The organism is Dialister sp. UBA1703 (assembly GCA_002320515.1).
GTDB lineage: Bacteria > Bacillota > Negativicutes > Veillonellales > Dialisteraceae > Dialister.
This window is the reverse complement of the sequence record DCJJ01000025.1, coordinates 1,369-8,100: the sequence shown is the minus strand read 5'-3', so window position 1 is coordinate 8,100 and position 6,732 is coordinate 1,369. Positions and strand designations below refer to the sequence as shown.

At 51.4% G+C, this 6,732-nt stretch carries 8 protein-coding genes; 6 read left to right on the top strand and 2 right to left on the bottom strand.

What is annotated here, in order from left to right:
- The first annotated feature begins 98 nt into the window (after window positions 1–98).
- The 3 genes from B2Y11_RS01355 to B2Y11_RS01345 all read left to right on the top strand — a co-directional run bounded on the left by B2Y11_RS01355 (window position 99) and on the right by B2Y11_RS01345 (window position 2,268).
- Window positions 99–956, top strand: coding sequence for a hypothetical protein (locus B2Y11_RS01355; RefSeq protein WP_291055177.1), 858 nt, complete (start codon window positions 99–101; stop codon window positions 954–956).
- A gap of 166 nt (window positions 957–1,122) precedes the next feature.
- The gene (locus B2Y11_RS01350) at window positions 1,123–1,746 is read left to right on the top strand and encodes an ECF transporter S component (RefSeq protein ID WP_291055174.1); all 624 of its coding nucleotides are present in this window, start codon (window positions 1,123–1,125) and stop codon (window positions 1,744–1,746) included.
- A gap of 60 nt (window positions 1,747–1,806) precedes the next feature.
- The gene (locus B2Y11_RS01345) at window positions 1,807–2,268 is read left to right on the top strand and encodes a YaiI/YqxD family protein (protein WP_291055171.1); all 462 of its coding nucleotides are present in this window, start codon (window positions 1,807–1,809) and stop codon (window positions 2,266–2,268) included.
- A gap of 45 nt (window positions 2,269–2,313) precedes the next feature.
- On the opposite strand, the gene B2Y11_RS01340 is transcribed toward B2Y11_RS01345, so the two are convergent.
- On the bottom strand, window positions 2,314–3,270 hold the full coding sequence (locus tag B2Y11_RS01340; RefSeq protein ID WP_291055168.1) for a DUF1858 domain-containing protein: 957 nt from the start codon (window positions 3,268–3,270) through the stop codon (window positions 2,314–2,316).
- A gap of 381 nt (window positions 3,271–3,651) precedes the next feature.
- Between B2Y11_RS01340 and B2Y11_RS01335 the strand changes: the two genes are divergently transcribed.
- The 3 genes from B2Y11_RS01335 to B2Y11_RS01325 are packed head-to-tail and all read left to right on the top strand — an operon-like array spanning window position 3,652 to window position 6,105.
- Window positions 3,652–4,836 (top strand): M48 family metallopeptidase, encoded by a 1,185-nt coding sequence (locus B2Y11_RS01335; protein WP_291055165.1) that lies wholly within the window; start codon window positions 3,652–3,654, stop codon window positions 4,834–4,836.
- A gap of 32 nt (window positions 4,837–4,868) precedes the next feature.
- Window positions 4,869–5,813, top strand: coding sequence for a D-alanyl-D-alanine carboxypeptidase family protein (locus B2Y11_RS01330; protein ID WP_291055162.1), 945 nt, complete (start codon window positions 4,869–4,871; stop codon window positions 5,811–5,813).
- A complete protein-coding gene (locus B2Y11_RS01325; RefSeq protein WP_291055159.1) occupies window positions 5,806–6,105 on the top strand; it encodes an FtsB family cell division protein in 300 nt (99 codons plus the stop codon). The genes B2Y11_RS01330 and B2Y11_RS01325 overlap by 8 nt, the downstream gene beginning before the upstream one ends.
- A gap of 227 nt (window positions 6,106–6,332) precedes the next feature.
- On the opposite strand, the gene B2Y11_RS08755 is transcribed toward B2Y11_RS01325, so the two are convergent.
- A complete protein-coding gene (locus B2Y11_RS08755; RefSeq protein WP_297000297.1) occupies window positions 6,333–6,617 on the bottom strand; it encodes an NAD(P)H-dependent oxidoreductase in 285 nt (94 codons plus the stop codon).
- Between the last annotated feature and the right edge of the window lie 115 nt (window positions 6,618–6,732).

Here is a 6,732-nt window from a genome sequence, read left to right as displayed (position 1 = left end):
GGCGCCGTCAAACCTAAGAACCTTAAGAACCGGCGGGCCCTGTGGGCCCGCCCCCCTTTGTCCCCATGTGGTACAATAGAACCATTGAGGTGATACATATGTTTAGAAATAAAGACTGTATGAGACAGCTCCTCTGGCTTCTGGCGCTGACTGTTCCCTGGGGGCTGGGGGGATTTGTGGTTCACACCGCCTTTTCCCTGTCTGCCGGGTTGACTGCCTATTGGGTGGCAGGACTTCTAGTGCCCTTTATTTTCTTCCTGGTGCAGAAAAAAGGATGGGGCAGTGAGCTGGGGGCAGCGCGGGGAGCGGTGCACCTGCCCCTGTGGATTTCCTTTGTCATTGTGGAAATGGTAGTATTTTGGAACTACCTCCCCGTCATTGACGGGCTGTGGAAATCAACTCCTCTCCCCATTGGGATCGGTGCATTTGTTATTCTTTCCGCCTTTGTATCAGCTGCTTTCTTTTTGGACAGGAAGCTGGCTTCCTGCTATGAAAGGCTGAAGGAAAAGAACGGCCTTGCTGCCCGCTGGCTGGGGTGCGCTTATTTTTCCGGGCTTATTCCCGGCACCGCCATGATTTCTTTCCTGGCTCTCTATTACGCCGGCGGCATGAGGCTGGATCCCTTTACCGCTTCTTTCTTCCTGATGGAAATTTTCGGCGTTGTTTTTTACGGCAAAATCCTTCTGGCCATGATGACCTTCGGCATTTTCCTCTTCCTTTCTCTGGAAGGGAAAAAGGGAGAGCGGGCGGTGACAGCCGTTTTCTCTGCGGTGTTCTGGATGTTCCTACTTTTCATTCCGGTGGTGATTTCCTCAAGGATTACGGGAAGCGGCCTGTGGCGGGCTTACCTGGATCCTTCCTATCTTTCCGTATTTCCTTATCTGTCTGATTTGTGGCTCACAGGCTTTGCCCTTATGGGGGCCATGCGTCTCACCAGGTGGATTTTCAAGGAATAGGATTAATCAGATTTGTTGACAAATCCGATTTGTCCGTTATAATAGTTGTTGGCAGATAGAGGACCTCTGCTTTGCCGGTATCAGGACGGAACCGGACCGCAGGGTGAGTATATCGCCAAATTTACGGCTTATATCTCTATGATGAGAGTAAGAACGGAGGTAAAAAATGGAAAAAGTTAATCATGCACCCCAGGGAAATCATGTATTTTTAAGTATCCGTCAGCTCACCGTGTCCGGTCTTCTGGCAGGAATCACCATCTTCCTGGGCCTTACGGGGTACGGATTCATTCCCTTGATCGTCATGAATGCCACCATTCTTCATATCCCCACCATTATCGGTGCGCTGGTGGCAGGACCGAAGGTAGGGGCACTGGTAGGATTCCTCTTCGGACTCTTCTCTTTTATCCAGACCCTGCGGGCGCCAAGCCTGCTCCTGCAGTTTGCCCTGCAGTACAATCCTTTCTATGATGCCTTCATCTGCATTGTTCCAAGGGTTTGTATCGGCCTCTTTGCATGGTTCCTGTATAAACATATGCCCGGCAGGGACGGCATCCGCGTAGGTATTGCCGCTGTAGGCGGATCCCTTTGCAACACGGTGCTCTTCCTGGGATCCTTCTTCCTGCTGGTAGGTGCTCCCTATGCAGCGTCCAAGGGAATTTCCGTGGAAGCCGTAGGCGCCACCATCATGGGCATCGTAGCCATGAACGGCGTTCCTGAAGCCATCGTTTCCGGCATCATCATCGTACCGGTGGTGACCATGCTGAAGAAATCGGGCTGGAAGATGAAATAAGATAAGACAGAACGGCAGGCTTCCTTTGAAAAGCCTGCCGTTTTTTATTGGGAGACAGATATGAAAATACTGATTGACGGCGACGGCTGTCCGGTGATTCGTGAAACAGAAAGGGCCGCTTCCCTTTTCGGACTGGAAGTCTTCATTTTCTGCGATACCAGCCATCTGATTCATTCAGATAAAAGCCGGGTCATTCTGGTGGATCAGGGCAGGGATGCGGCGGACTGGGCCATGATTTCCAAAGTCAAAGAAGGCGACCTGGCAGTCACCCAGGACTATGGCTTGGCGTCACTGGTCCTTTCACGGAAGGCCTTTGCCTTCCATCAGGACGGGTGGCAGTATACAGAAGAAAATATAGAAGGCCTTCTCCAGCAGCGGTATGAGGCGGCAAAGGCAAGACGCTCTTCTAAAAACCATATGAAAGGGCCGGCCAAGAGGGACAGGAAGCAGAATGAAATATTCTTTCAAAGGCTTTGCGATTTTCTGCGACATACGTGGGGAAATGAAAGAGAAGGGAAATAAAAAAACGATGCGGCATTGGCTGCATCGTTTTTTTATTTCATAAAATCAGGCTTCTTCCCTGCCCCGGAGCCGTTCATCGCATTTGGCAATGAGGGCAGCGGAGTCTACGCCTGCGTCCCGGCACATGGTGCCGATGGTGGTCTTCATGTCGGTGGGCATGGCAATCTTTTCTTCCTGGAATACAGGCAGGAGCTGGGGATACATGGTAAGGATGGTTTCCATAGGCGTATCATCGGTGAGGAGCGGTTTCTTGTACTTGTCTGCAATGAATTCATTCATTTCGCCGATGATTTCAAATACATCCATACCATGGGACTGGGCAGCCTGCCACAGGTTTTCATCATAGGATACAAAGCAGCCTACGCAGGACATGCCGTATTCCATGAGGAAAGGCCCCATTTCCGGATACACTTCGATGATCTGCATGATATTATTTTCCGGACGGACGAAATCCCCTTCCTTCAGCGGCGGCACATCGGGGGAAGAGAATCCGCCGAAATAATCGCCGGATGCGCCATCGGAAGCGCCGGGCATGGTATTTCCAAGCACCGCATCCCGGAAGGCTTCATAGCCCATTTTGTCGATGAATTCCTCCATGGACTGGTAGTTTTCATGTTCCAGATAGTAGGTGCAGGCCTTTGTCATAATGGACAGGGCGTCGGAGGGGAACTGGGCGAAGGCAAAGAAGGTCTTCTTGCCGGTGTAAATATCCCAGCCGTCGGACATGCCTACGGAGCGGATGGGAAGGGGCGTGGTCATGGTGCAGGTCAAAATGCAGGACGGCCAGGTGCCGAATGCCAGAAGTCCCAGATCCTTCAGCGTATCTTCCACATCATCCTTTCCCAGACCGGAAATGATGGGACGGCCCTTGGGGTCAAGAATATAGGTGCCTTCATGTTTGTCGGCCACCGCTTTCATTGTGTGCTTGAATTCATCCCGTCCTTCTGCAATGTCGGGAATGAAATCAATTTCAAGAGAAAAAGTGAGATTATCAGCTGTCATAAAAAACTCCTTTCAAGAGGGTATCTCTTCATACATTCATACTTTTCTATCTTAACACGGTCGGGCCATTTAAGCAATATGGGAATGGGCTATTGTAGAGGTGAAGCGCGATGGAGCCAAGCCGAGTAGGAAACTGTTTGCGAAAGGTTTCCTGTTGAGGTGAGACACAATGGAGCCATGCCGGGCAGGAAACTGTTTGCGAAAAGTTTCCTGTAGAGGTGAAGCGCAATGGAGCCAAGCCGAGTAGGAAACTATTTGCGAAAAGTTTCCTGTTGAGGTGAAGCGCAGTGGAGCCATGCCGGAGAGGAAACTACCCACTTCCTGTCCAAACATGGTACAATATATCAAATCGATCTGTGTTCCTGGACTGGAGGTAAGAACATGAGGAATTGGAAGAAGAAATTAACGGCAGCTGTGCTGGCGGCTGTATGCCTTACAGGAACGGTTACGCCCCTGACGGTGGAGGCGGCTACCACCACCCAGAAAATTCTTTACGGAGCGGCGGCGCTTCTCTTTATTTCCAGCTACTATACCCGTATGGATGACAAGGCGGGGATGAAGCTTCTGGATCAGTGCCAGCAGCAGACCGGCGTTTATGAGTCGGCGGAAGCGGACAACCGGGTGCAGACCATTTATAATAATATCCGCAGCACCGGGGCGGTGGAGAGAAATTACAATGTGTATGTAGCTCCCAGTGAGGATATCAATGCGTTCATGAGCCTGGGCGGCGTGCTCTGCGTGAACAAGGGCTCCCTGGATGCCTTTGACGATGATGAACTGGCCTATGTGATGGCCCATGAAATTTCCCACGGCGAAAAGCGTCATAGCGTGAACGGCGTGAAGAAAAGCGTGGGCCTTATTACGGCGCTGGATATTTATCTGGGAAGCGATGCGTCCTACGGGGAATACCTCCTTGGAAATATTGCGGCCAACTACGTGTCCAACGCAGTATTCACCAAGGACCAGGAAAAGGAAGCGGATGACCTGGGTTTCCAGTACCTGGTAGAAGCAGGCTATAATCCCGGTGGCGGAGCGGCTTCCATGCAGGTGCTGAAGGACAAGTACGGCGAAAGCTCCCCTTCCGGCATCAAGGCGGTGCTGGCTCCCGGCAACCATCCGAAAACCAGTGACCGTATCAATAAGAACCTGAAATGGATGAAAGCCTATTCCGGCGGCCATGTGGATGTGAAGGACGGCTGGATCCTGGTGAACGGGGAAAAGGCCTTCCAGCCTGCGGCTTCCGGCCGGTACACGGATAAGGAAAGAACCTATCTGACTGCAGGGAAACTGGACAAGCTCTACCACAGGGGCCATGTGCCGGATGCAGTCATTGAAAACGATACCATTTACTGCGGAAATACGGCGGTGTACAGCCTCTCTTCTTCGGAAGACGGAAAGCTCTATGTGGCAAACCTGAACAAAGGCATTGCCAAAGACCGGGGCGAAGCGGTGGAAAGCAAGTTCCAGATCGATTCCCGCAGAGAAAAAATAAAGGAAAAGAAAGAAAAGGCGGCAGAGGCTGATGGAAACGGCGTGGAAGCAGGTGCCGTTCCCGATGCAGGCTGACCTGACATAGAAAGGATTGTATACATCAGATTATGAAAAAGTTATTGGCTCTCCTTGTACTGGCGGTAGTTTTTGCAGGCATTGCCTTCGGCATTCTGGCTCTCATTACACCGGAGCCGCCGAAGAAACGGGAACTGCCCCCGCCGGCGGAAACGGGAGCCGTGTCCGCCGCCCTTATTGACGGCAATACGGGAGAAATGCTGGCAGACAAGGAAGGAAACCTGAAATCCTATCCTGCCAGCACAACAAAAATCCTTACCTGTATCATTGCGCTGGAAGAAGGAAAGGACAAGCTGGAACAGAACGCGGTGATTACACCAAGGGCCATGAAGCAGGACGGCACGAACCTTGGCATCCGTCCCGATATGCCCCTGACCCTGCACCAGATGCTCTACGGCATGATGCTTGTTTCCGGCAATGATTCCGCCGTAGCCACAGCAGAAACGGTGGGCGGATCCTATGACCGTTTTATTGAAATGATGAACGAAAAAGCCGCTGCCATCGGCGCAAAGAATTCCCATTTCGCCAATCCAAACGGCCTGACGAATCCCAACCATTACACCACTGCCGAGGATATGGCAAAGATTGCAGCCTACGCCATGAAGAATCCTGCATTCCGGGATATTGTGAAGAGAAAAACCTATCCCATGACCTACAGGAATGGCATTTACCGAAATGTGGTGAACAGGAATGAATTCCTTTCCAGCGGCTACGCCGGCGCCAACGGCATCAAAACCGGCATGACTGAAGCTGCCGGCGACTGCCTGGTGGCATCGGCAGAAAGGGACGGAAAGCTCATGATCGTAGTGCTTTATAACGATTCCAAACGCTGGCAGGATGTAAAGACCTGGCTGGACTACGGTTTTACCGCTGCCAAAGCGGAAGATGAATACCAGGCAGCCCTTGCGGCGGAACCGGCCATTTACAAATTTGTGAACCGAGCATTGGGAAAGGAGCCGAAGGAAGCTCATGGCTAAAAAGAAAAAAGCGCCCTTCCTGAAGCGCCTTTTTCCGACAAGCCCTGCGCTTCGCATCATCTTCGTGGTGGTCACCCTGATTACCGCCTTCGTGCTGGTGCAGAACGTTTATCACTATGTGCAGGTCAGGCAGCAGGAAGCGGAGCTTTACCAGGAAAGGGACCGGCTGCTGAAGGAAAAAGAGGATCTGGAAACAAAGAAGGCGGACCTGGAGGATCCCGCTAAACTGGAAAAAAAGGCAAGGGACGAACTGGGGCTGGTAAAGCCGGGGGAAGTGCCCTATGTGCCATAAAAAAACTGTGAGGAAATGTTCAACCATTTCCTCACAGTTTTTTCTTATGGGCAGGCAGTTTTCATGACTCCAGTTCTTTCAGTCGTTCCAGGAGCCTTTGGGCGTGCCGGTCAGCAGTATCAAGAACCCTTTTCCTGTCCTCTTCGGTGCTGAAGCCGGGAATATAGGCTGTTCCGAAGCTGTACACCGGCTGTTCATATTTCATCCTGCATAGGGCGGCCATTTGTTCAAAAACTGTAGAGAAAGTCCTCTATTTCGTGACGGTTCTGCCCGTTTTTTTGGTAATGGTCTGCACTGCCGCCAACGGTGAAGGATAAAAGAAGATGCTTCCCGTCAAGTGCATGGCCGGTGGATCCATAGGCAAATCCATGGGAAAAGACTTTTTCTACCCAGTTCTTAATGATGGCAGGAAACGAGTACCAGTAGAGAGGAAACTGGAACAGGATGATTCGGGCCTGCTTTACATATTCCTGCTCTTCGGCGGGATCAAAATCCCAGCCAAGAAGGTCCATACGGCGGAGGACAGTGGAAATGCCCGATTCACCTATTTTCTCCAGTATAGTCCTGTGACTGTCCTTTCTGATGCAGAAGAGTGGACGGGAGAATTAAGGAAGCGCTGATTAAATC

What these genes read in the sequence shown, in the direction of transcription:
- B2Y11_RS01355 (WP_291055177.1), top strand. Translation starts at nt 99, where the DNA reads ATGTTTAGAAATAAAGACTGTATGAGACAGCTCCTCTGGCTTCTGGCG.
- B2Y11_RS01345 (WP_291055171.1), top strand. Translation starts at nt 1,807, where the DNA reads ATGAAAATACTGATTGACGGCGACGGCTGTCCGGTGATTCGTGAAACA.
- B2Y11_RS01350 (WP_291055174.1), top strand. Translation starts at nt 1,123, where the DNA reads ATGGAAAAAGTTAATCATGCACCCCAGGGAAATCATGTATTTTTAAGT.
- B2Y11_RS01325 (WP_291055159.1), top strand. Translation starts at nt 5,806, where the DNA reads ATGGCTAAAAAGAAAAAAGCGCCCTTCCTGAAGCGCCTTTTTCCGACA.
- B2Y11_RS01340 (WP_291055168.1), bottom strand. Translation starts at nt 3,270, where the DNA reads ATGACAGCTGATAATCTCACTTTTTCTCTTGAAATTGATTTCATTCCC.
- B2Y11_RS01335 (WP_291055165.1), top strand. Translation starts at nt 3,652, where the DNA reads ATGAGGAATTGGAAGAAGAAATTAACGGCAGCTGTGCTGGCGGCTGTA.
- B2Y11_RS01330 (WP_291055162.1), top strand. Translation starts at nt 4,869, where the DNA reads ATGAAAAAGTTATTGGCTCTCCTTGTACTGGCGGTAGTTTTTGCAGGC.
- B2Y11_RS08755 (WP_297000297.1), bottom strand. Translation starts at nt 6,617, where the DNA reads ATGGACCTTCTTGGCTGGGATTTTGATCCCGCCGAAGAGCAGGAATAT.